Annotated in this window: 17 protein-coding genes, 1 other RNA gene and 1 pseudogene; 13 read left to right on the top strand and 6 right to left on the bottom strand. The window is 68.3% G+C overall.

Annotation, left to right across the window (positions count from 1 at the left end; translation table 11 throughout):
* Window positions 1-103 precede the first annotated feature (103 nt).
* The gene (gene lexA, locus IPN47_02795) at window positions 104-721 is read left to right on the top strand and encodes a transcriptional repressor LexA (GenBank protein MBK9406973.1); all 618 of its coding nucleotides are present in this window, start codon (window positions 104-106) and stop codon (window positions 719-721) included.
* A 151-nt stretch (window positions 722-872) separates the two neighbouring features.
* Here lexA and trpD read toward each other — a convergent pair whose 3' ends face one another.
* Window positions 873-1910 carry an anthranilate phosphoribosyltransferase gene (gene trpD / locus IPN47_02790; GenBank protein ID MBK9406972.1) on the bottom strand — a complete coding sequence of 346 codons (1038 nt, stop codon included), beginning with the start codon at window positions 1908-1910 and terminating at the stop codon, window positions 873-875.
* Window positions 1900-3213 (bottom strand): GAF domain-containing protein, encoded by a 1314-nt coding sequence (locus IPN47_02785; GenBank protein ID MBK9406971.1) that lies wholly within the window; start codon window positions 3211-3213, stop codon window positions 1900-1902. Before IPN47_02785 ends, trpD begins: the two co-directional genes overlap by 11 nt.
* 155 nt (window positions 3214-3368) lie before the next feature.
* On the opposite strand from IPN47_02785, the gene truA reads away from it, so the two are divergent.
* The 12 genes and pseudogenes from truA (at window position 3369) to IPN47_02725 (ending at window position 17314) form a co-directional block, all read left to right on the top strand.
* Window positions 3369-4139, top strand: a complete 771-nt coding sequence (truA, locus tag IPN47_02780; GenBank protein MBK9406970.1) for a tRNA pseudouridine(38-40) synthase TruA — start codon at window positions 3369-3371, stop codon at window positions 4137-4139.
* Window positions 4136-5545 carry a trypsin-like peptidase domain-containing protein gene (locus IPN47_02775; protein ID MBK9406969.1) on the top strand — a complete coding sequence of 470 codons (1410 nt, stop codon included), beginning with the start codon at window positions 4136-4138 and terminating at the stop codon, window positions 5543-5545. Before truA ends, IPN47_02775 begins: the two co-directional genes overlap by 4 nt.
* Window positions 5546-5598: 53 nt before the next feature.
* On the top strand, window positions 5599-6975 hold the full coding sequence (locus IPN47_02770; protein ID MBK9406968.1) for an adenylosuccinate lyase: 1377 nt from the start codon (window positions 5599-5601) through the stop codon (window positions 6973-6975).
* Window positions 6972-7901: a phosphoribosylaminoimidazolesuccinocarboxamide synthase gene (locus tag IPN47_02765; GenBank protein MBK9406967.1), complete on the top strand. Its 930-nt coding sequence runs from the start codon at window positions 6972-6974 to the stop codon at window positions 7899-7901. The genes IPN47_02770 and IPN47_02765 overlap by 4 nt, the downstream gene beginning before the upstream one ends.
* A gap of 26 nt (window positions 7902-7927) precedes the next feature.
* Window positions 7928-8551 carry a phosphatidylserine decarboxylase family protein gene (locus IPN47_02760; protein MBK9406966.1) on the top strand — a complete coding sequence of 208 codons (624 nt, stop codon included), beginning with the start codon at window positions 7928-7930 and terminating at the stop codon, window positions 8549-8551.
* Window positions 8552-8553: 2 nt separating this feature from the next.
* Window positions 8554-9519, top strand: a complete 966-nt coding sequence (gene pssA / locus IPN47_02755; protein MBK9406965.1) for a CDP-diacylglycerol--serine O-phosphatidyltransferase — start codon at window positions 8554-8556, stop codon at window positions 9517-9519.
* 5 nt (window positions 9520-9524) lie between these two features.
* Window positions 9525-9782, top strand: a complete 258-nt coding sequence (gene purS, locus IPN47_02750; GenBank protein ID MBK9406964.1) for a phosphoribosylformylglycinamidine synthase subunit PurS — start codon at window positions 9525-9527, stop codon at window positions 9780-9782.
* The gene (gene purQ, locus IPN47_02745) at window positions 9779-10471 is read left to right on the top strand and encodes a phosphoribosylformylglycinamidine synthase subunit PurQ (GenBank protein ID MBK9406963.1); all 693 of its coding nucleotides are present in this window, start codon (window positions 9779-9781) and stop codon (window positions 10469-10471) included. The genes purS and purQ overlap by 4 nt, the downstream gene beginning before the upstream one ends.
* A gap of 47 nt (window positions 10472-10518) precedes the next feature.
* Window positions 10519-10833 (top strand): zf-TFIIB domain-containing protein, encoded by a 315-nt coding sequence (locus IPN47_02740; GenBank protein ID MBK9406962.1) that lies wholly within the window; start codon window positions 10519-10521, stop codon window positions 10831-10833.
* Window positions 10833-13138 (top strand): annotated as a pseudogene (gene purL / locus IPN47_02735) (phosphoribosylformylglycinamidine synthase subunit PurL). Before IPN47_02740 ends, purL begins: the two are co-directional and overlap by 1 nt.
* Before the next feature lie 3 nt (window positions 13139-13141).
* A complete protein-coding gene (locus tag IPN47_02730; GenBank protein MBK9406961.1) occupies window positions 13142-14536 on the top strand; it encodes an amidophosphoribosyltransferase in 1395 nt (464 codons plus the stop codon).
* A gap of 105 nt (window positions 14537-14641) precedes the next feature.
* Window positions 14642-17314 (top strand): pyruvate, phosphate dikinase, encoded by a 2673-nt coding sequence (locus IPN47_02725; GenBank protein MBK9406960.1) that lies wholly within the window; start codon window positions 14642-14644, stop codon window positions 17312-17314.
* Between the two features lie 38 nt (window positions 17315-17352).
* Here the strand turns inward: IPN47_02725 and IPN47_02720 are convergent, their stop codons facing one another.
* The 4 genes from IPN47_02720 to larB form a co-directional block, all read right to left on the bottom strand.
* Window positions 17353-19473, bottom strand: coding sequence for a tetratricopeptide repeat protein (locus IPN47_02720; GenBank protein ID MBK9406959.1), 2121 nt, complete (start codon window positions 19471-19473; stop codon window positions 17353-17355).
* A gap of 45 nt (window positions 19474-19518) precedes the next feature.
* Window positions 19519-20697, bottom strand: coding sequence for a cystathionine beta-lyase (gene metC / locus IPN47_02715; protein ID MBK9406958.1), 1179 nt, complete (start codon window positions 20695-20697; stop codon window positions 19519-19521).
* A gap of 213 nt (window positions 20698-20910) precedes the next feature.
* Window positions 20911-21273: a transfer-messenger RNA gene (ssrA, locus tag IPN47_02710) on the bottom strand.
* Between the two features lie 1319 nt (window positions 21274-22592).
* Window positions 22593-23291, bottom strand: coding sequence for a nickel pincer cofactor biosynthesis protein LarB (gene larB, locus IPN47_02705; protein MBK9406957.1), 699 nt, complete (start codon window positions 23289-23291; stop codon window positions 22593-22595).
* Between the last annotated feature and the right edge of the window lie 30 nt (window positions 23292-23321).

Here is a 23321-nt window from a genome sequence, read left to right as displayed (position 1 = left end):
GCACTTCGGGGCTTGTTCGGCTAGTGTTTCTTCGGCAGTTGTTCGGGGGCTCTCGCGCACGCTCGGGCGCCCCGTCGATGCACCTTCGCGAGGGAGCCAGCCCATGCCGCTCACAAAACGGCAACGAGAGATCCTGACCTACCTGCAGGAGTACGCCGACGATCGGGGCTATGCACCCAGCTTCGAGGAGATCGCCGCGCACTTCAACTATAACTCGCTGGCCACCGTCCACGAGCACCTCACCAACCTCGAGCGCAAGGGCTACATCCGGCGCAGCTACAACGAGAGTCGGGCCATCGAGATCCTCCCGTCCGACATGTTCGCGCGCGCCGTCGACCTCCCCCTCCTCGGGACGGTCGCCGCCGGGATGCCGATCGAGGCCTACACGCATAACGAGTCGATCGCCGTTCCGCAGGAGTTGGTCTCCCGCAGCGGGAGCCACTACGTGCTCAAGGTGCGCGGCAACTCCATGATCGACGAGCAGATTCGCGACGGCGACTTCGTCATCGTGAACGAGCGCCGCAGCGCCGACAACGGCGAGATGGTCATCGCCCTCGTCAACATGCACAACGACAGCGGCGCCACCTGCAAGAAGTTCTACCGCGAGCGCGACGGGCGCATTCGCCTGCAGCCGGCCAACGAGACGCTCTCGCCGCTGTACGTCCACGAGAACGACATCGCGATCCAGGGGATCGTCGTGGGAGTCATTCGCAAGTACTAGCGACGGCCGCTCGCGGCAGCATCCCACGCGGTGAAGGCGACGGGGCGCCCCGACTTCGGGCGCCCCGTTTCGCGTCCCCAGCCAGCGGCACGCGGCGTCTCCCGGCGACCAGCGTCCCACCGTCAGCTGCCGCGCCGCGTGCTCGCTGGCCTTACGGGGCGCCCTGGGCGTACGCCAGCTTGAGTCGCTCCAGCGCCGAAAGCCCTGCTCCCTCGCGTATTCCGCGACGCGCGAGTTCCACTCCGTCGCCGAAGTCCTCCACGACGCCGCCCACCAGGAGCGCCGCCGCGGCATTCAGGATCACCGCCGCCGTCGAAGCCGAGTTCCCCGCACCGCCCAACACGTCGCGTACGATGCGGGCGTTCTCCGCCGGCGTTCCCCCCGCCAGCGCTTCAGGCGCGAACGGACCAAAGCCGTAGGCCGAGGGCTCCACCGTCCATTCGCGCGTCTCGGCGCCGCGGACTTCCATCACCCGTGTCGGTCCGAGCGGGGAGAACTCGTCCATCCCGGGCGCGCCGTGAACGATGAGCGCGTGCCGAGTCCCGAGCGCGGCCAGCGCGCCGGCCAGGAGCCCCATGCGCTGGGTCTCGGCGACGCCCAGCACCTGACGTCCCGCCGACGCCGGATTGGCGAGCGGCCCCACGATGTTCATCACCGTGGGAACCGCCAGTTCACGCCGGACCGGTCCCACGTGGCGCATCGCCGGGTGCATGCTGGGAGCGAACATGAAGACGATCCCCGCCTCGCGCAGCGAGCGCTCCATCACGGCCGGCGGCGCGTCCAGCGGCACTCCAAGCGCCTCCAGCACATCCGCGCTTCCGCACTGCGAGGTGAACGAGCGATTGCCATGCTTGGCGACGCGAACACCCAACCCCGCCGCGAGGAGACCGGCCGCGGTCGAGATATTGAACGTGGTGATCGTCCCGCCGCCCGTTCCGCAGGTGTCGACGAGATCGTCGGGGCGTTCGGATGGAAGGCGCACCATCGCCTCGCGGAGTGCGCTGGCCGCGCCCGCCACCTCGTCGACGGTCTCCCCCTTCACTCGCAGCGCCATGAGGAGCGCCGCCACCTGCGCCGGCGTCGCCTCTCCACGCATGATCACGCCAAATGCGTCGGCCGCACTGGCGGCATCGAGCGACTCTCCGAAGGCCAGGCGACGGATCGCCTGTTGGAGCGCGTTACTCGCCACCGATCTCCCCCAGCAGTCGCTCCGGGAGGTTGGCGTTGGCCGCGATGAGGGCGATCACCAGCGCGAGAAGCGAGACGCGCTCCACGTCTTCTTCCACGAAGACGCCGCGCTTGGCGCGGTTGGTGAGGTTCACGACGCCGATCAGCTCATCGCAGTAGATGAGCGGGAACGAGATGAACGACCCCGTCGTGAGATACTGGTCGCGGAGGAGCGGGTGACGGTCGGCTTCGGCCGCGTCCTGCACGAGGAGCGGTTCGCGCGACATGGCCACGATCCCGGCCACCCCCTTGCCGTTCGGGATGCGCTGGCCGAGGACGATGTTGGGGGCGAGCCCGCGCGCGGCGGCCAGGTAGAGCGTGTCGGGTTCGGGGGCGCGCAGCATGAGCGAGCAGCGCTGCGCCTGCATGTCGTCGCCCACCAGCGCGAGGAGGCCGTCGACGAGGCCCCGCGGGTCGTCCTTGGTGGTGTTGTCGATGCGCAGGGACCGCTCGATGAGGTAGAGCGTCCGCGTTTTCTGCCGCAGCGACTCGTTGCGTCGATGCAGTTCGATGTGCGCCTGCTCGAGCTGCGCGACGGCGGCCGTGAGCTGCTGCTCGAGCGACGACGACTTGCGCACCGCGCGCCGTCCCTCCTCCTGCGCGGCGGCGATGTCGCGCTCCAGGTGCAACAGGCGTTCGGCGTCCGCGGCATTGAGCTGCGACGCCGCCCCACGCGCCTTCCCCAATTCCGACTCGAGCACGCCCAACTTCCGGATGTACTCGCCGTGCACGCGCTGCGTCACGTCCTCGAGCGTTCGCACCGCCTCGTCCCGCGCCTCACGCTCGCCGTACCGCGCGTAGGCTAGCTCGAAGAGGGCGACCGCGGGGGCGAATCGCTCGCTCGTCCGCGTCCCGAACATGCGCCGCTGCTCATACAGCCCCAGCATCCCCGAGAGTTCGCCGTCGGTCGTTAGGCCGCGCAGCGACAGGATGCCGCCGTCGGCGAAGGGAGTGAGGCCAAGCAGCCGTGCGTACTCGACCGACCGGTCGCCGAGGTCGACGAACTGGCCACCGTTCGTAACCATCGCCCGGGCCGCCGGGGGGAGGTGGTCGACCGTGGTGTCGACCGTCGAGCGGACGACGCGCTCGGCGACCGGCGTCAGGCGTTCGCGGAGCATGTCGCGCCGTCCGTCGTACCGAAAGACGGAGACGATGGCCGACCGATCGGACTCGGCGAGCGCCTCCCCGAGCGCGACAAGTGCCGCGTCCAGGTCGGGGGCGACACTCAGCGCGTGCGCGAGCGAAGGTAGGCTTTTGATCGACATGTCGGAGAAGGCGACGCGCCCTCGATCCGAGGCCGCGCGGAGGTGCAAAGTGATCCGGTAGAACGAGCGAAGTCAATCGGTTGGATGCCGTCGTTCACCGCGCGTCGGTTTGCTTGACTTGAGGGGGCTCAAGGCTAAGTTTCGGCTCGATGTTGGTGCGCACCCTGCAGCTTGTGCTGCACTACGACGGAACCGCCTTTTCCGGGTGGCAAGTCCAGCCCTCACGGCGGACTGTCCAGGGGGAAGTCGAGCGGGTGCTCGCCAGGTTGTGCGGCGATCGAATCGTGGCCCAGGGGGCCGGTCGTACCGACGCGGGCGTTCACGCGCGCGGGCAGGCGGTCGGTGTACGAGTGCCGGACAAGTGGAGCGCGCCCGAGCTGCGCCGCGCCATGAACGCACTCCTCCCCGACGACGTGTGGGTAGCGGCGGCGCATGAAATGCGCCCCGAATTCCATGCACGACACAGCGCCATGTCCCGTCGGTATGCGTACTTTGTCGGAACGGACGATGACGTGCATTCACCGTTCCGGCGTCGCACCGAATGGGCGATGCGACACCCGCTCGACCGCGGTGCGCTCGACGCCGCCGCCAGGGAGATCGTGGGCGACCACTGCTTCATCGCCTTCGCCGTTCGCGGAACCGCCCCTGACCACGATCACCATCGCTGCATCGTGACCGACGCCTGCTGGAGCGACCGCCCGGGGGGCCTCACGTTTCACGTCGAGGCGAATCGCTTCCTGCACCACATGGTGCGGTTCCTCATGGCGACCATGGTCGACATCGCCGCCGGGCGGCGCCCGGCGTCGGACGTGGCCACCCTGCTCGCCGACACGACCAACGACGCCGTCTCTGCCCCCGCACCGGCCCACGCGCTCTTCCTCGAGCGCGTGACCTATCCGCCCGAGTTGTACCTCGCCAGCACATGAGCCTCCGCGACACGCTCGCCGCCTTGGCCATCGCCGTCGGCTCCGCCTGTGAAGGCGGCGCACCCGCCTCGACCCCCGCGGCGATCGCCGCCCCCGCGCAGGTCGCCGCCGCCAACCAGCAGATCAGCGCCTCGCGGCGCACCGCCATCGTCGACGCCGTGGCGCGGGTCGCCCCCGCCGTCGTCACCGTCCAGACCGAAACCGTCGAACGCGTCCCGGTCGACGTCTTCGAGCAGTTCTTCGGCGGGCGCTCCGGACAGCAGGTGCAACCGGGGCTTGGCTCCGGCTTCATCATTCGCCCCGACGGCGTCATCGTCACCAACGCCCACGTGGTCGCCGGCGCCAGCCGGATCTCGGTGATGCTGCGCGACGGCACCACCTACCAGGCGACGCTGGTCGGGATGGACGAGGCCAACGACCTCGCCGTCATCCGCATCACCGCCCGCAACCTCCCGGTCGCGACGTTAGGCACGTCTGAACAGCTCCTCATCGGCGAGTGGGCCATCGCCATCGGGAATCCGTTCGGCTTCGTGCTCGGCAACACCGAGCCAAGCGTGACCGCTGGGGTGGTGAGCGCGACGGGACGCAATCTGCTGGGCCGCTCCGAGGGGAACGGCATCTATCTCGGGATGATCCAGACCGACGCCTCGATCAACCCGGGCAACTCCGGGGGGCCGCTCGTCAATGCGGTGGGCGAGGTGATCGGCGTCAACACGTCGATCTACACGCCCAGCGGCGGATCGATCGGGCTGGGCTTCGCCATCCCGATCAATCGCGCGCGACGGATCGTCGACGACCTGCTGGACCATGGCAGCGTGCGACGCCCCTGGATCGGGGAGAAGCTGCGCAACTCTCCCAGCGACAACCCGCGCGACATCGTCACGGCGGGCGTCATCGTACAATCGATCATCCCCGGGTCGCCAGCGGCGCGCGCCGGGTTGCAGCCGGGGGACCAGATCGTGCGAACGCGTGGCCGCGCCCTGCGCAACGTCTTCGACTGGGAGGCCGAGCGCCTCGACATGCGCGTGGGCGAAGCGGTGCCGCTGGTGGTGCGGCGAGGCGGGCGCGAGGTCACACTCACCGTCACCGTCGCCGACCTCCCCGAGGTCAGCGCGCCCCGCGTGACGGTGCTGCGCGAACTCGAACTCGTCACCCTCACGCCGTCCATTCGCGCCGAGCGCGGGCTGCGCAGCAGCCGGGGGGCGCTGGTCGTGCGCACGAGCGATCGCATCCAGAACGAGATCGGGCTGCAGGAGGGCGACCTCATCGTCCAGATCAACCGCACGACCATCGAGCAGGCCGCCGACGTCTCGCGCGCCTTCGACGCCCAGGGAGGCCGCGCCGGCATCCGCCTGGTCTTCGAACGGCGTGGCTACTTCTACACCACCGACTTCGTGATCCAGTGACGTCGCCCGCGCAGTATTCCACCCCGCTGGCGGAGCGCTACGCGTCCCGCGACATGCTCGCCCTCTGGTCGCCGCAGCGGCGCCACGGGCTCTGGCGCCGACTCTGGCTCGCGCTCGCCGAGGCCGAGCGGTCGTTAGGCGTGCCGATTCCCGACGAGGCGATCTCGCAGATGCGCGCGCACCTCGACGACATCGACTTCACGGCCGTGGCGTCGTACGAGAAGCGCTTTCGCCACGACGTGATGGCCCACGTGCACGCCTTTGGCGACGTGGCCCCCGCCGCCCGCGGCTTCATCCACTACGGCGCGACGTCGTGTTACGTCACCGACAACGCTGAACTGATCCTGATGCGCGAGGGGCTCGCCTTGCTCCGCGCCAAGGTCGTCGATGCGTTGCGGGAACTCGCCGGCTTCGCGCGCACCTGGCGCGACCAACCCACGCTGGGGTACACGCACCTGCAGCCGGCCCAGCTCACGACCGTGGGCAAGCGCGCTGCCCTCTGGATGCAGGACCTCGTCCTCGACCTCGCCGAACTCGATCATCGCGTGTCGACCCTTCCCTTCCGCGGCGTGAAGGGAACGACCGGCACGCAGGCCTCCTTCCTCGAGATCTTCGGCGGCGATCACGCCAAGGTGCGCGAACTCGACCGGCGCGTCTGCGCCGCGATGGGGTTTGCCACGTCGATCCCGGTGAGCGGGCAGACCTACACACGGAAGATCGACGCGCAGGTGCTCGGGGTGGTTGCCGGCATCGCCGCCAGCGCCGCCAAGTTCGCCTCTGACCTGCGCATGCTGCAGGCGTTTGGGGAAATCGAGGAACCGTTCGAGAAGGAGCAGATCGGGTCGTCGGCGATGGCCTACAAGCGCAATCCCATGCGCTGCGAACGCATCAACTCGCTGGCCCGCTTCGTCGCCTCCCTGGAGCCGAACGCCAACCAGACGCACGCCGTGCAGTACTTCGAGCGCACGCTCGACGACTCGGCCAACCGGCGCCTGGTCATCCCCGAGAGCTTCCTCGCCACCGACGCGATCCTTGTCCTGCTCACCAACGTGGCCGGCGGCCTCGAGGTCCACCCGGCGCGCATCACCGCACGGGTACGTGACGAACTCCCCTTCATGGCGACCGAGGAGCTCATCGTGCGCGCCGTGCGCGCGGGGAAGAGTCGCCAGGACGCGCACGAAGTGATCCGCGTCCACAGCATCGCCGCCGCCCGCGCCATGAAGGACGAGGGCGTGGCCAACGACATGCTCGAGCGGCTCACCCGCGACCCGGCATTCGGCGTCGCCATGGACGACATCACCGCCGCCCTCGACGCCAGTCGCTTCGTGGGTCGTGCCCCCCAACAGGTCGACGACTTCCTCGCCGAGGTGGTCGATCCCCTCCTCGCCGGACTCGATGCTCCCGCCAAGCGGGAGGAGGTACGTGTATGATTGGCGCCGTTATCGCCACTACGACGCTCCCGCTGCGCCCGCATCGGCGCGGGAAGGTGCGCGACGTGTATGAACTCGACGACGACCGCTTGCTCATCGTCGCCACCGACCGCGTGTCCGCCTTCGACGTGGTGATGCGCGAGACGGTCCCGTTCAAGGGGATCGTCCTGACGCAGCTCACGGCGTGGTGGCTCAGGCAGCTCGAGCCGATGGTCCCGCACCACATGCTGGGCACCGCGATTGACCCGATCGTCGACGAGTACCCGGCGTTAGGCCCGCACCGCGAGATCCTGCGCGGACGCATCATGGTCTCCCGGCGCACCGACGTCTTCCCGGTCGAGTGCGTGATGCGTGGCTACCTCTCGGGGTCGGCATGGAAGGAATACCTGGCCGCGGGAACGCTGGCCGGCGAAGCCCTCCCGGCCGGGCTGCTCGAGAGTTCACGCCTCGACCCGTCGATCTTCTCGCCGGCGACCAAGGCCGAGAGCGGACACGACGAGAACATCACCATCGGCCAGATGGCCTCCGTCGTTGGCGCGCGCGAGGCAGCCGAGCTCGAGCGCCTCTCCCGGGCGATCTACGACTTCGCCTGTCGCACCGCCGAGCCGCGCGGGATCATCATCGCCGACACCAAGTTCGAGTTCGGTCGGGTGGGGGGAAAGACGATCCTCATCGATGAAGTGCTCACGCCCGACAGTTCGCGCTTCTGGCCCGCCGACCAGTACGCGCCGGGACGCCCGCAGCCCAGCTACGACAAGCAGCCACTGCGCGACTATCTCGACGGCGAACGCAAGGCGGGGCGCTGGAACGGCGACTCCCCGCCGCCAGACCTCCCCGAGGCCGTCGTCGCTGCGACGAGTGCCCGATACCTCGATGCTTTCCGCCGAATCACCGGCGCCCCCCTCGACGTGACCACGCTCCCGTGAACTTTGCCCGCGAAGGGTATCCCTTCATGCTCATCGCGGCGGCCCTTGCGGCCGTCGGTTACGCCGCCGCTCTCGGACGCCGCTCGTGGCCGCTCTGGCTGCTGGCCCTCGTCCTCACCCTGCTCGCCATCTGGGTCGCCTACTTCTTCCGCGACCCCGAACGCACCGGCGAGCGCGGGCAGGACCTCGTCATCTCGCCAGCCGACGGGCGCGTCGTCATGATCACCGAGGTCGACGAACCCGCCTTCCTGCACGGGCGCGCGCTGCGCATCTCCATCTTCATGAATGTCTTCAACGTGCACGTGAACCGCTATCCGGTCTCCGGCACGGTGAAGTTTGTGCACTACAACCCCGGGAAGTTCCTCAACGCCGCCACCGAGAAATCGAGCCTCGAGAACGAGCAGATGTCGGTGGGGCTCGAGCACAACGGCACGCGCATCCTGGTGCGGCAGATCGCCGGCCTCATCGCCCGCCGTATCGTGACCTACAGCCGTGAGGGCGAAGCGGTCGAACAGGCCGAGCGCATGGGGATCATCCGCTTCGGCTCACGCGTCGACGTCTTCCTCCCCACGACGGCCACGCCGAACGTGAAGGTCGGGCAGACCACCTTCGCCGGAACCACGCTCATCGCCCGACTGGGAGGCCGGTGACGGTGCGCCGTCCGCAGCCTCGCCGCGCGGTCGTCCTCCTCCCGAACGGGTTCACGCTCGCGAACCTGTTCTTCGGCGTCTTCGCGATCGTCGCCGCGTCGCGCGGCGACTTCTCGCGGGCGGTGTCGTACATCGTCTTCGGGGGTGTGGCCGATGCCCTCGACGGGCGCATCGCTCGCGCCACCAACAGCGGGAGTCGCTTCGGCGAGGAGCTCGACTCCCTGGTCGACGCGATCTCGTTCGGCTTCGCGCCCACGATGATCATCTACTTCGCCGTCTTCAATCAGGCGGGGTGGGATTGGATCTTCTGCTTCATGTTCACGATGTGCGCCGTGATTCGCCTGGCGCGCTTCAACGTCGAGCAGGCGGGGCGCAAGAAGACGCACTTCACCGGCCTCCCCTCGCCCGCGGCCGGAGGGACCCTCGCCACGTACTACTGGTTCAGCCAGACCGACCTGTATACGCAGACGATGATCGCCGACCTCCCCTGGCACCAGATGCTGCGCTTCATCATGCTCGGCCTGAGCTTCCTGATGATCAGCAACGTGCAGTATGCGGCCATGCCGACCATCGGGTATCGCAGCATCCGCCAGATCCTCGGCTCGCTCCTCGTCATCGGCACCATCTTCGGGGTCATCTTCCTCCCCAAGCAGTTCTTCTTCCCTGCGGCGATGGCCTACGTGCTGTACGGACTGGTGGCCACCGTCTTCATCGGGCTGCTCGATCGCCTCCCCGGCCGCGAGGACGCGGCGCACGAGGAGGACGAGGCAGACTTCGCGGCGCATGAAGAGCCCGACGAGCACGACGAGTATGCGGTCGCCGCCACGCCGCGCCCCGCTCCGGATGATGCCGGTGCCACCGAGGCGCGCCGTCGCCGTCGGCGGCGCCGCCCGCGCGGCCCGCGTCCCGGCTCGTCGCCAGGCCCGTCGTCCGACGTACCTCCGCCTTCCAACCCTACCGAGGAATAACGGGAATGTCCCGCTTTCGCGTTGCCGTGCACATCGTCCCCCGACGGGGCATTCTCGATCCCCAGGGCAAGGCGGTCTCCGATGCCCTGCACTCCCTCGGCTTCGCCGGCGTGGGCGACGTCCACGTCGGACGACATCTCGTGCTCGATATCGATGCGGCCGACGCCGCCGGTGCGGGCGAGCAGGTGCGTACCATGTGTGACAAGCTCCTGGCCAACCCGGTCACGGAGGACTACGAAATTGCCGGAGTGACCCCCGCGTGAAGTTCGGCATCGTCACCTTCCCAGGCTCCAACTGCGACGACGACGCCTACGTCGCCGTGACTCAGGCGTTAGGCGAGGATGCCGTGCGCCTGTGGCACAAGGATCACGACCTGCAGGGGAGCGACGTCATCATCCTCCCGGGCGGCTTCAGCTATGGCGACTACCTGCGCGCCGGCGCCATCGCCCGCTTCTCGCCCATCATGCGTGAAGTGATTGCCCACGCCGATCGTGGTGGCCCCGTGCTCGGTATCTGCAACGGCTTCCAGATCGCCTGCGAAGCGCACCTGCTCCCAGGGGCGCTGCTGCGCAACGCCTCGCTCCAGTTCGTGAGCGAGATGGTGACGCTGCGCGTCGAATCATCGAGCACGCGCTTCACCAACCGCTACCAGCCGGGACAGCTCCTCCGCATCCCGGTCGCGCACGGCGACGGACGCTTCACCATCGCCGAGGATGGCCTCAAGGCGCTCGAAGACGCCGGACAGGTCGTCTTCCGCTACGCCGACGCCTCCGGGGCCATCACCACCGCGGCCAATCCGAACGCCTCGCTCGACAACATCGCGGGAATCATCAATGCGCGCGGCAACGTGCTCGGGATGATGCCGCACCCCGAGCGCGCCGTGGATGCGCGCCTCGGAAGCGCCGATGGACTCGCCCTCTTCGAGAGCATGCTCGCCGCCGTTGCGGCCTGACCTGACCCGACCGCCGATCACCCCCTAACGACCGACGCGATATCCATATGGATCACCGGAAGACCCCCACGCCGAACCGCGCCGAGGACGAGTACTTCGTCAAGCAGGACGCCGAGTTGATCAAGGAGCAGCGCGCCCGCCTCGACGCCGAACGCGCCAAGGCCGAGCGCCAGTCGCACTACGGGAAGTGCCCCAAGTGCGGCGCCGGGCTCGTCGAGACCGACTTTCACCACATCAAGATCGACCGCTGCCCCGAGTGCAAGGGCGTCTGGTTCGATCACGGTGAGGTCGAAATGCTCGAGCACGTCGACCAGAGCCAGGTGCGCAGCTTCGTACGCTCCATGTTCGGGCTCAAGTGGTAATGGGCGCTACTCCGCGCGCCGGCGACCCGGCCATCACCCCGGCGCTCGTCGCCGAGCACGGACTCACGCCTGACGAGTACGAGCGCCTCGTGAAGCTGCTGGGGCGCACGCCGACCTTCACCGAACTCGGCGTGGTCAGCGCCCTGTGGAACGAACACTGCTCGTACAAGCACTCCAAGCCGGTGCTCCGCACGCTCCCCACGCAGGCACCGTGGGTGCTGCAGGGACCAGGTGAGAACGCCGGCGTGATCGCCGTGGGCGATGGTCTCGCCGTCGCCTTCAAGATCGAATCGCACAACCACCCGTCGGCGGTCGAACCCTACCAGGGGGCAGCCACCGGTGTCGGTGGCATCCTGCGCGACGTCTTCACGATGGGAGCGCGCCCCATCGCGATGCTCAACTCCCTGCGCTTCGGGTCGTTGGATTCCCCGCGCGTCCGCTGGCTGTTCGCCGGCGTCGTGAAGGGCGTGGGCGACTACGGCAACTGCGTCGGCGTCCCCACGGTCGCGGGCGAGGTGGTCTTCGACCCCGCGTACGAGGGGAATCCGCTCGTGAACGCCATGTGCGTCGGCCTGTTGCGCGAGGAAGAACTGATCCGCGCCAAGGCCGAGGGGTCGGCAACCCGATCATCGCGGTTGGCGCCCGCACCGGGCGCGACGGGATCCACGGCGCCTCGTTTGCCTCCGAGGATCTCTCCGAGGCGAGCGAATCCAAGCGCCCGCGCGTGCAGGTCGGCGACCCGTTCACGGAGAAGCTCCTCCTCGAGGCCTCGCTCGAACTGATCAAGAGCGGGCACATCGTCGCCATCCAGGACATGGGGGCGGCCGGCCTCACCAGCTCGTCGGCCGAGATGGCCGCGCGCGGCGACGTCGGCGTCACCATCGACACGTCCAAGTGTCCGGTGCGTGAGACGGGGATGACCCCGTACGAAATCCTCCTCTCCGAATCGCAGGAGCGCATGCTCGTCGTCGCCATCAAGGGACACGAGCAGCAGGTCAAGGCGATTCTGGAAAAGTGGGACCTCACCGCCGAGGTCATCGGCGAGGTCATCGCCGAACCGGTGTATCGGGTGACGGAGGGCGATCACGTGGTCGCCGAGTTCCCGGGGTCCAAGCTCGTCACGGAATGTCCCGTCTACTATCCGGACGCGAAGGAAAGCACCGAGATCCAGGCGCTGCGCGCGCGCGATCCCCACGGCGTCGCACCACGACCGGAGGAGGCCGACCCCGCCTGGACGCTGCGCGAGCTGCTCTCGAGCCCAACGATCGCCAGCAAGACGTGGGTCTACCGGCAGTATGACTCGACGGTGCGCGCCAGCACCATCGTGGGCCCCGGCCCCGCCGACGCCGCCGTGGTGCGGATCCCCGGGACCGACAAGGCCATCGCAGTCAAGACCGACTGCAACGGGCGCTACGTCTACCTCGAGCCGCGCACCGGCGGCCGCATCGCCGTCGCCGAGGCGGCGCGCAACGTGGCCTGCACCGGCGCCCGCCCGATGGCCATCACCAACTGCCTCAACTTCGGCAATCCCAAGCGACCCGAGGTCTTCTTCCAGTTCCGCGAGGCGGTCGGGGGGATGGGCGATGCCTGCACCGCGTTAGGCACGCCGGTCACCGGTGGCAACGTCTCGTTCTACAACGAGAGCCCGATCTCCGCGGTCTTCCCGACACCGACCATCGGGATGGTGGGCCTCATCGAGCACCTGGCGTGGGTGACCCGCGCGACCTTCGCCGCCGAAGGCGACGCCATCGTCCTGCTGGGCAACTGCACCGACGAGTTGGGGGCGAGTGAGTACCTCTCGCGCATCCACAACCTCACGATCGGGGCACCACCGCAGGTCGATCTCGACGGGGAGAAGCGCCTCATCGATGCCCTCCTCGAGGGCATCCACGGTGGTCATGTGCGCTCCGCGCACGACTGCTCCGACGGCGGCCTCGCCGTGGCGCTGGCCGAGTGCGCGATGATGGATCGCGATCAGTCGTTCGGCGTCGACGTGGACCTGAGCGCCTGGGCGAAGACGCCGCCCCGTGCCCTGCTCTTCGGCGAGGCGCAGGGACGCATCGTCGTCTCCACCCGGTCGGCTGCGGCGGTACTCGAGGTCGCCGCGCGGCACGGCGTCCCCGCGACAGTCATCGGGCACGTGGGTGCGGCGCAGGGTACCTTCCGCATCACCTTCGCAGGCGGCCAGCTCGACGCGACGATCGGATCGCTCGCCGAGTGCTTCCACGAAGCCATCCCGCGCATCATGACGCGCGTGGCCTCGGCGACCGCCGAGACCGCACCCGTCGGCGCGCAGGAGGACTGACACATGTGCGGCATCTTTGGAGTGTTCGGCCCGGAGCGTGCAGCGGAAATCACGCACCTCGGACTCTACTCGCTGCAACACCGCGGGCAGGAATCGGCCGGCATCGTCGCCGTCGATGGCGATTCGGTCGCGCGCGGTACGCGCAAGATGGGACTGGTCGGTGAGGGATTGTCGGCCAAGGAGATGGAGTCGCTCGCCGGACGCATCGCGATTGGCCACACGCGGTACAGCACCGCGGGCTCCTCCACCATCGAGAACGCGCAGCCCGTCCTGGCGCGCTTCAAGGGCGGACACATCGCCCTCGCGCATAACGGCAACCTCACCAACGCCCTCGAGATCCGCGCCAAGCTCGAGGACTCCGGGTCGATCTTCGCGTCGACCATGGACTCGGAGGTGATCGTCCATCGACTGGCCAGGGCCACCGAAGGACTGCCGGAGCACATGTTGGCCGAGGCCCTGCGCGGCATCGATGGCGCGTACTGCCTCGTGGTGGCCATCGGCGAGACGCTGCTGGCGGCGCGCGACCCGCGCGGCTGGCGACCGCTCGTGGTGGGATCGCTCGGCGACGGCTACGTCTTTGCCTCGGAGACCTGTGCGCTCGACATCGTCGGTGCGCAGCTCATCCGCGAGGTGCTGCCCGGGGAGATCATCGCCGTCGATTCCGACGGGATGCGCTCGTTCCAGGCCGAACCATCCCGTCAGCTGCATCGCTGCGTCTTCGAGCACGTCTACTTCGCTCGCCCCGATTCCTACGTCTTTGGCGGATCGGTCGACCGGGCACGACGCGCCCTCGGCCACCAACTGGCCAAGGAACAACCGGCGCCCACCGCCGACCTGGTCTTCGCCGTCCCCGACTCATCCAACGCCGCAGCGCTCGGCTTCGCCGAGCAGTCGGGACTCCCGCTCGAACTGGCGCTCATCCGCAACCACTACGTCGGACGCACCTTCATCCAGCCGACGCAGGCAGGACGCGACGCCAAGGTGAAGGTGAAGTTCAACCCGGTGCGCGAGGTGCTCGCCGGCAAGAGCGTCGTAATGGTCGACGACTCGATCGTGCGCGGCACCACCACCCGCGGCCTCGTGGCCCTGGTGCGCGGCGCCGGGGCCCGTGAGGTGCACATGCGCGTCTCCTCGCCGCCCATCATCGGACCGTGCTACTACGGCATCGACACGCCCAATCGGGAAGAACTGATCGCCGCCAACAACTCGATCGACGAGATCGCGAAGCTCATTGGCGTCGATTCGCTCGGCTACCTGTCGCTGGACGGCATGCTGCAAGCCGTTCCGGGCGGGCCGGATGGCTTCTGTCACGCCTGCTTCTCCGGTGAATACCCGACACCCGCGCCCAGCGTCCCGGTGAAGCTTCGCTACGGTCGCCGTGAGGTCGTCGGCGTCTAGCGCGCGCCGATCTTCGTCGCGTTGCGCGAACGCGCGGGCGACAGTCCTGTGAAGTGGTCCCCCGCGCCACGCCACCCTCTCGTTTCCCGTTTCCCGTCTCCACGCATGACCGCTCAGCGCCACGCTTACTTCTTCGGCAACGGAAAAGCCGACGGCACCCGGGACATGAAGGCCGTGCTGGGCGGCAAGGGGGCGAACCTCGCCGAGATGACCAATCTCGGTGTGCCGGTCCCCCCGGGGTTCACGATCACCTGCGCGACCTGCATGGAGTTTCTCGCCGCCGGAACGCGCGCGACGGGACTCGAGGACGAGGTCGCGCAGAACATCACGAAGCTCGAGGAGACCACAGGGCGCGGCTTCGGCGATGCGCGGAACCCGCTCCTCGTCTCGGTCCGTTCGGGCGGCGCCGTCTCGATGCCCGGGATGATGGAGACCATCCTCAACCTCGGCCTCAACGACCGCACCGTCCAGGGGCTCGCGCAGCAGAGCGGCAATCCGCGCTTTGCCTTCGACTCGTATCGGCGCTTCTTGCAGATGTACGGCGATGTCGTCCTCGGCGTCCCCGTGCACGACTTCGAGCACCTGCTCAAGGCCAAGCGGCTGATGACGGGCTCCCAGACGGATGCGGAGCTCGACGAGGAGACGCTCCGCAACCTGGTCGAGGAGTACAAGGCCCTCATTCGCAACACTACGGGGAGCGACTTCCCCATGGATGTGCAGGCGCAGCTGTGGGGAGCAATCGAGGCCGTCTGGAAGTCGTGGACGCTCAAGAAGGCCGTCGACTATCGCAGGGTGAACGCCATCCCCGAGGACTCGGGGACCGCCGTGAACATCGTCGCGATGGTCTACGGCAACATGGGCGACGACTCCGGTACCGGCGTCGCCTTCACGCGCGATCCATCGACCGGCGAGCGCAAGTTCTACGGCGAGTGCCTGATCAACGCGCAGGGTGAGGATGTCGTCGCCGGCATTCGCACGCCGCTGCACATCGACGAACTCGAACAGAAGATCCCCGGCGCGTACGCCGACCTCCTGCGCGTGCAGGACTTGCTCGAACGCCACTTCCGTGACATGCAGGACCTGGAGTTCACGGTCGAGCGCGGGACGCTCTATCTCCTGCAGACGCGAACCGGCAAGCGCACCGCCGCCGCCGCCATCCGCATCGCCGGCGAGATGGTCGATGAGGGACTGATCACGAGCGCCGAGGCGATCCAGCGCGTCAATCCCGCGCACCTCGACCAGCTCCTGCATCCGGTCATTGATCCGTCGGCACACGCCAAGCCGATCGCGGTCGGACTCCCGGCCAGCCCGGGCGCCGCCTCCGGCATCGCCGTCTTCGACCCCGATGTCGCCGAGCAGAAGGCGGCGACCGGACAGAGCGTAATCCTCGTGCGCGACGAAACGACGCCCGAGGATTTCCACGGCATCGTCGCGGCCAAGGCCGTCCTGACCTCGCGCGGCGGCATGACATCGCACGCCGCCGTCGTGGCACGCGGCATGGGCAAGTGCGCCGTCGTCGGCTGCAAGGATGTCGTCGTCGATGTGCGCAACCGGCAGTTCACCGTCGACGGCCACACCGTAGCCGAAGGCGATTGGATCACCCTCGACGGCGGGACCGGGCGCGTCTTTCACGGCGACCTCCCCACCATTCCATCCGAGGTGGTTCGCGTAACGTCGGGGCAGATGAGCGCCGCGGCTGCTCCGCTGTATCGCGCCTTCTCCCGTCTGTTGGACTGGGCGGACGAGACGCGACGCCTGCGTGTGCGCGCCAACGCCGACACCCCGCGCGATGCACGCGTCGCGCGCGGCTTCGGCGCGGAGGGGATCGGGCTCTGTCGCACCGAGCACATGTTCTTCGAGGGCGACCGCATTCAGACGATGCGCGAGATGATCGTCGCCCGCGACGAAGGGGGACGCCGGCGCGCCCTCGCCAAGCTGCTGCCGATGCAGCGCGCAGACTTCGAGGCAATCTTCGAGGCGATGAACGGGTACCCCGTCAACATCCGCCTCCTCGATCCGCCGCTCCACGAGTTCCTCCCGCATGGCGGCGAGGAGAGCAAGCTGCTCGCCCGTCAGCTCAAGCTCACGCGTCAGGAGCTGATGCGCATCGTCGACGGCCTGCGCGAAACCAACCCGATGCTCGGACATCGCGGCTGCCGACTGGGCATCACCTTCCCCGAGATCACCGAGATGCAGGGGCGCGCGATCTTCGAGGCGGCGGTGCGCGCCAAGCGGCGCGGCATCGACGTACACGTCGAGATCATGATCCCGCTCGTCGCCACCGTGAAGGAGTTCGATCACCAGCGTCGCATCCTCGAGGAGTGTCACTCGCAGGTCGTGCGCGCCATGGGCGAGCAGATCGACTACCAGATCGGGACGATGATCGAGCTGCCGCGCGCGGCGCTGACGGCTGGCGAGATCGCGAAGTCGGCCGAGTTCTTCTCCTTCGGGACCAACGACCTCACGCAGACCACGCTGGGACTGAGCCGCGACGATGCGGGACGTTTCCTCCCGCTGTACGTCGAACGCGGCATCCTCCCCGACGATCCCTTCCAGACGCTCGATGTCACGGGCGTCGGGAAGCTGATCCAACTCGCCGTGCACGACGGGCGCGCCTCACGCCCCAAGCTCAAGACCGGGATCTGCGGCGAGCACGGTGGAGAGCCCCGCTCGGTGGCCTTCTGTCACGACGCCGGATTGGACTACGTCTCGTGCTCCCCCTTCCGCGTCCCCATCGCCCGCCTCGCCGCGGCGCAGGCCATGCTCAATCAGGGCTGACGAGCGCCAAGGCGGCGCGCCAAGCGCCGACGGAGGAACTACCGAGCAGCACCTGGGGGCGCCACGCGCAACGCGCGCAGCGCCCCCAGCGTGCGTTCGTACCCCGCATGCCCCGGCGCCAACCGGAGCGCCTCCTGAACCTCGGCGATAGCCTCCGGCAGACGCGACTGCCGCGCGAGCGCGAGCCCCAGCGCATGATGCAACTCCGCCTCGTCAGGCAGGAGCCGCAGCGCCTCGCGCAACACACGCTCCCCCTCCCCGTCCTTGCCCTGCAGGCTCAAGACGCCGGCGAGGTTCACGACCGCATCGAGGTGGCGAGGCCACTGCGTCGCGGCCGTCCGGAACTCACCGAGTGCCTGCGCCGTGTCGCCGAGGGCCAGCAGAAAGACGCCGAGCGCCACGCGATGGTCGGCGCGGTCGGCGTTGTAGCGCTGGGACGCGATGAACTCGTCGCGCGCCCTGGCAAACGCCGCGCGAAGCTCGGGCGTCCTCAACGAGTCGACAGTCGGCGCCAGGAGCCACGCCGCCTTCTGCCGCACCGCGCGCCTCGGATCAGAGAGCAACGGCGGCACGATCGACAGTCGATCGCCGACCGCTCCCCCTTCGAGCGCCTCCAGCGCCCAGCGCCTGACGAGTGCCACGCTGTCACGCACCGCGTCTCGCACCACCTCGGCGATGGCCGGATCGCGGTAGCGTGACAGCCGTCCGAGCGCCGAAGCGCGCACCACCGCTGGCTGCGAGGCGTCGCGGGCGATCGCCAGAAGCCGCGACAGGGCGTCCGCCGCCGCACGGTCGTCGGCATCGAACGACTCGGCGAATGACTGGAAGCCCCCCGTCCCGCGCCTGCGCCATGCTTGTACCGCATCGGCCGCCCACGCCGCCCCTTTCGCGGCGTGACACGAGGCGCAGGCGTTCGGCACCCCGAGCGCCACGGTGCGATCCGGACGAGGGATCCGGATGCTGTGGTCGTGCCGTGGGTCGATCTCCAGATACGTCGCCGCCGGCATGTGGCACGCCGCGCAGTCGCTCCCGGCACTCGTGGATTGATGTCCGTGGTGCGCCGCGGTGTCGTACGCAGCGGCCCGGTGGCACTGCAGACAGACCTGGCGCCCCGGCAACCGCAGCTTCTGGCTGTGGGGGTCATGGCAGTCGGCACAGGTCACGCCGAAGGCGAACATCCGGCTCTGGAGGAACGACGCATGATCGTACACCTCGTCGAGCTGCTGCCCGTCGGCGTGATGGAGCGTGGGGAGGAGGACGATCGGATCGTACGCGTCCATCAGCGGCATCCCCGCCGCGTAGCCATCGGCGATGTGCACGCGTCGAGCATGACACGGGGCACACCCCTCGATCTCGCGCGCACTCGTCCTTGGGGCGCTGCGCCATGCATTGCCGCTGGCGGAGTCGATCGCCCACCGCACGCCGCGGCGCTCGTCCAGGCGGGCCACCAGCCCGGTGTCGCGCCAGATCGTCGCCCGCAGCCACGACGGGCGGCTCCCCCAGCGGGCGTGCGCCGCCCCCGGACCATGACACGCTTCGCATCCGACGCCCAACTCGGAGTAGCGCGTATCGAACGAGTCGGTCGATGCCACGTAGCCCTTCCGCACCGCGGTGGCGTGGCAATCGGCGCACATGTAGTTCCAGTTCAACCCCCGACCGCTCCAGTGCCCATCGTCAGCGGGGCCGAGCGGCGCGACGGCGTCGAGCGCGAACCACCGTTGTCCTCCAGATGAACTGGGGCGCGTATCCCAAGCCAGGGCAAGCGGTTGCAGCCGTCCACCTGGAAACGGCACGAGGTACTGCTGGAGCGGCGCCACCCCGAAGGTGAAGCGCACTTCGTAGTCGTGCGCGACGCCATCTCCCCCGAGCGTGTTCACGAAGAAGCGCCCGTCGCGCCTGAAGAAGCGCGAGGTCGTCCCCTCCTCGGTGAAGGTCGCGTCGTTGAAGTCGCCGAGCACCGTCGAATCCGTCGCGTGCTGCATCGCGGCCGCGTGTTGCGACCCTCGCCACGCGACGTACTGCTGCGAGTGGCACTCGCCGCACCGCACCGAGCCGACGAACTCCGGCACGCTGCCATCCCCGGCGATCCGTCGATCCCCGTCGACGCACGCGAGTGCGGTCATGAGCGGGAGGAGCCGCGCGAAGAGGCGACGCTTCACCCGTCGAACCGCGGTGCACCGCGAGAGGTCATCGACCAGCACGCGTCACCCCGCCAACGCCCCATCGAGTGCGGAGATCAGCGTCTCGACCGGCTCGAGCCCGATGCTGAGTCGAATGAGCGTCCCGCCGGTCCACGCGCGCACGCGCCGCGGCTGATGCGAGCCGCCCGTCGGAAGGATGCCTGGCATGACCAGCGACTCGAATCCGCCCCACGAGTATCCCAGGCCAAAGGCACCGCCTGACGACAACGCCTCGGCCACCACGCCGGCGTCTTTGGGGGTACCGGGCAGGCCGGCTGGAGTGAGTAGCTCGAACGACAGCAGTCCGTTGCTCCCGGAGAAGTCGCGACACCAGAGTTCGTGCCCCGGTGCTCCGGGGAGCGCGGGATGCAGCACGGCGCCAACGCGTCGGTGTGCCTCGAGCCACTTCGCCACCACGAGCGCGCTCTCGGCGTGCTGTCGCAGCCGCACATCCACCGATCGGGCGCCGCGCAGCGTGAGCCACGCATCGTCGGCATTGGTACAGAGCCCGAGGTCGTAGGCTGCGCCGCGCACGATGGGCCAGGCGCGCTCGTTTCCGATGACGGCCCCAAGCACCAGATCGGCGTGCCCACCCCAGTACTTGGTGAGTGGGACGATCGAGAGATCGACGCCGTGCGCGAGCGGAGTGAAGAGGCCGGGGGATCCCCAGGCATTGTCGATGAGCGTGTAGAGCGGCGCTCCCCGCGCCGACTCCGCTACCCGGGCCGCCGCCACGATCGCCGGAACGTCCTGGACCTCGAAGGTGAAGCTCCCCGGACTCTCCATGAAGATCGCCCGGGTGTTCGGTCGCACGAGGTTGGCGATCGCTCCGCCGATGAGCGGGTCGTAGAACTCCGTCTCGATCCCGAAGCCTCGCAGCAGCCCGTCGCAGAGCCCGCGCGTCGGCCCATAGCAGCTGTCGACCATGAGCAGATGGTCACCGCTTCGCAGCACCGCGAGCAGCCCTAACGAGACCGCGCCCAGTCCGCTCGGGGCGAACACCGTACCGACCCCTTGCTCCCGCTCCGCGACCAGCGTCGCCAACGCCGCGGTGGTCGGGGTCCCGAAGGTCGCATACTGGCTCGCTGCGCCCCCTCCGGCTTCCGTTCGCTGCACCTCATGGAGGTGCGCGAGGCTATCGAACAGGACCGTCGACGTTCGGTGGAGCGCCGGGTTGGGGATTCGGAATCGCCCGGCGTTCATCCCGGAGTGCGCACCGGAGTCCAGGTGGGCGCCGGCATCGGAGGCGGACCCGGACTCAGCACCGGTATTGTGACCGGAGGTCATGCGGCGTTGCTCAGAAAGAGGAAGATGCCGCCCCATTCGATGGCTTCGGGCCGGGGCAGGCGGCGCCCGTACGACAGGTTCGCATGGTCGCAACAGAAAACCCCAACCGCAAGCGGCTGGGGTTTTCCGAAGTGGAGGCGCGGGGAGTCGAACCCCGGTCCGAGATAAGATCTACCGCAGCATCTACGTGCGTAGCTCGCCGATTAAGGTCTGCAGCCACTGGCCAGCGAGCGGCCCATTGCTGCACAAGCCTCCTTAAGAGTTCGCCCAGCGCCAAGAGGCGCGACGCCGGGCTATCCCGATATTTCGATACTCCAGACGCCGCCTCGGGCAGGCTTCATCAGGAGCAACGCCAGCAGCAACTCCTAAGAGTTACGCGGCGAGGGCCAGTTCAGTGTTGGCAGTTATGATTTTGCCGAGTGTTTTACCAGCGCTCAGCAGCTGGGCACGCAGCCACAGCGTCACCGACCCCGTCGAATCCAGGTCGCCCCCGTTGTGTGCTACGGAGGTGAAGCTATGGAGTGGCCCGCGTCGCGTCAACAGAGATAGTTCGCGTACAACGTAAGCTTGGACGCACAATGCATTGGTGCAGTGGAACTTATTGCACAGCTCACGAGCAACTTCTTTCCAGCGTCGTCAGCACCGACTGGTTGCTGTGCCCTGCCGCATGGACCCGAGCGAGAGGCGCTCGACGCTTCGCGGCCTCAGGGCCCCTGTCCGCGTCTCCACCACCACGTCTCTCTGGCATTCTCACCAGCTCCCGCGAGGTCGCCGTGACGGAGTGACCCTCGTCCTTCTTTGGTCGCGGCAGGCAGGTCGGATGTTGGGCGGCGCCACCTCCTTCGACTGGCGACCTCGCGTCTCGCGTCCCTGTTTGGGTCCTGTCACCCGCCTGCGCCGACTGCCTGCGCCGACTGCCTGCGCCGACTGCCTGCGCCGCCCGCCGGGTTGCCCGCCTGCGCCGCTCGCCTGCGCCGCTCGCCTGCGCCGCTCGCCTGCGCCGCCCGGCTTCGGGTTGCCGGTCACGTGGGCCACCTATAAACGCCGGGCTCCCGCGAGCGGTGACTGAAGCGCGATAGATCGCGCACGGCGTCGGGCGCACGGTGTCGGGTGTACGGTGCCTGTCGCGCGGCGCCTGGCGCGCGGTGCGTGTCACGCAGTTCGTGTAACGAGGTACGTGGGCCGTGGGGCGTGGGACGAGGGGCGTGGGACGAGGGGGCGTGGGCCGCACGGAACGCGGGCCGCGGTGTGCAGCCCACGGTGGCCTGGCGCGCGCCATCACTCGGCGGGTGGCACCTGCGCCATTCGGCTCGTCACGAGAACCTCCTCATTCGCCGGCAGCGATTAGACGCCGACGCTCACCTGCAGCACAGCGCCGGCGAATGAGTCACGTCCCTGGTCGGCTCATCGACCACGCAGCTCGCGCCACCGCAGACTCTCTCTTGCAGACACTCCGTTAACGCCACACCTACATCGCTTTGGACCCGCCACGAATCTTCACTCGCTTAGCCAATGCTCACTGTGTGGATAAATCTTCTTTTTGAGAACGATATGCAAGCTTATGTGCTTGTGGCACTTGCGATGGCCCGAATTGCGAGGATCGCGTACAGATGCAGTAGCTGATTTGGGGTCATGAGTCATTACATGTCACCAAGCAACATCAAAGTCACGCTATGTTGAGAAAATGGGCACCGTCAATTCTGCCATTTGCCAGTTATGATCATCGGTGCCTTTCCCACATGACGCGCACGAAAATGGCGCACCCCTAACTACGGGATGCGCCGTCGTGTACGCCTTGTTGAAAACTCTGCCTACCCGTGAGTTATCCTGGACGCCGCCACCGCCGCCCCAAAACCGTTGTCAATGTTCACCACCGTCACCCCAGCGGCGCACGAGTTCAGCGCCGTGAGCAGCGGGGCCACGCCATTGAAGGCCACTCCGTAGCCCACACTGGTCGGCACCGCGATCACCGGACCCTTCACCAATCCCCCAATCACCGAAGGAAGCGCGCCGTCCATTCCCGCGACGACGATCACCACGCGCGCCTCGCGAAGCTCCTCGCCGCGCGCCAGCAGACGATGAATTCCCGCGACCCCTACGTCCGTCAATCGGGCGACGGTGTTCCCCATCGCCAGCGCCGTCTCCGCCGCCTCGTCGGCAACCGGAAGGTCGCTCGTCCCCGCCGTAACGATCAGAATCGTGCCGACGCCCGCGGGCGGCAGCACCTCTCCAGGGAGTCGCACCGTGCGTGCCGACGCATGGGTGATCGCCTCCGGAAAACGCGCAGCCAAGGCAGCTCGCGCTTCGTCATCGGCACGCGTCACCAGAAAGCCGTCGCCCGTCGCCGCCAGTCGCTCCGCGATGGCCACGATCTGCGCGGTCGTCTTGCCACTGCCGAACACCACCTCGGGAAACCCCTGCCGAAGGGCTCGATGGTGATCGATCGTCGCGAACGGGAGCGTCTCGTACGGCGCGAGGGCCAGCCGCTCGAGGGCCGCCGACGGAGTCATCTCCCCCGCCGCGACCAGGGCCAGGAGATC

Source organism: Gemmatimonadota bacterium, from assembly GCA_016719105.1.
Taxonomy (GTDB): domain Bacteria; phylum Gemmatimonadota; class Gemmatimonadetes; order Gemmatimonadales; family Gemmatimonadaceae; genus SCN-70-22.
Note: the sequence above shows the minus strand (reverse complement) of the source record. Positions and strands in the feature narration are given on the sequence as shown.